Below are 1,343 nucleotides of genomic sequence, written 5' to 3' on the forward strand. Positions count from 1 at the left end.
CCGCCCTGGGAGCGCATCAAGTTGCAGGAAGAAGAGTTCTTTGCCAGCCGCAATACCGCCATTGCTCGGGCTCCGAATGCCGCCGCCCGCAAACGGCTGATCGCCGACCTACCCAAGACCAACCCCGCCCTCTGGCACGACTACCAGCGTGCCCTGCACGGCGCCGAAAGCACCAGCCGCTTTTTACGGGGCAGTGGTCAATATCCCCTCACCGGCCACCGCGACATCAACACCTATTCCGTCTTTGCCGAGCGCGTGCGTAACCTGCTCAATATCCGGGGGCGGGCGGGCATCATCGTCCCCACGGGCATTGCCACCGACGACACCAACAAGCGTTTCTTTGCCGATGTGGTGGAAAAAGGGCAACTGGCAAGTCTGTTCGATTTTGAGAACCGCCAGCGACTCTTTCCGGCAGTGGATAGCCGCATGAAATTCTGCCTGCTCACCCTCACTGGCAGCCGTACCCAGACCGACGCCACCACCTTTACCTTCTTCGCCACCCGTGCCGACCACCTGCGCGACCCGCGTCGGCTCTTTAGCCTAACGCCGCAGGACATCGCCCGCATCAACCCCAACACCCGCACCCTGCCGGTCTTCCGTACCCGCCAGGATGCCGACCTGACCCGCGCCATCTATCAGCGCGTGCCGGTACTGGTGAACGAACGCACGGGAGAAAACTCTTGGGGCGTGCGCTTCCTGCGCATGTTCGATATGTCCAACGACTCGCACCTCTTCCGCACCCGTGCAGAGCTGGAAGCCCAGGGCTACCGACTGGTGGGGAATGTGTTTGTGCCCTCACCCCCTAGCCCCCTCTCCCACGCTGCGGGAGAGGGGGGAAGGATCGCAACCCCCGACCTCTCTTCTCGCGCTGCGGGAGAAGGAGGGTACGAATTACCCAAGGCCAGCCAGGAACTGATTGCCAGGGCGCGGCAGTTGCGTCGCGAGGCGACGACCGCCGAAAGCCTGCTCTGGGAATTGTTGCGTGACCGTCGGCTGCTAGGCCGAAAATTCCGACGTCAACATCCGATTGGACAATTCATCGCCGACTTCTTCTGTGACGATGCCCGCCTGATCATTGAGATAGATGGCGCCGTGCACCGCGAACCCACTCAGCAGGAACGCGACCGTTTGCGGGAGGAAATCCTGCGCGAACATGGCTTTGCCATTCTGCGCTTTACCAATGAGCAGATATTCGACCACACAGAACAAGTCCTCCAAGAGATTGCTGCCTATGTCACTGCCCATTCCTACGAGCATCCTTCTCCCCTCTCCCAAAGCCTTGGGAGAGGGGCCGGGGGTGAGGGCTACCTCCCCCTCTACGAAGCCAAGATGATCTGGCACTA

Annotated in this window: 1 protein-coding gene; it reads left to right on the top strand. The window is 61.2% G+C overall.

The window, feature by feature from the left end; all coding sequences use genetic code 11:
• Nucleotides 1-1,343 (top strand): endonuclease domain-containing protein (locus tag NW815_RS08205; protein WP_414415892.1); only part of this gene is annotated, 1,343 nt, incomplete at both ends.

Origin of the sequence: Synechococcus sp. R6-7 (assembly GCF_047461695.1) — a bacterium.
Lineage (GTDB): Bacteria > Cyanobacteriota > Cyanobacteriia > Thermostichales > Thermostichaceae > Thermostichus.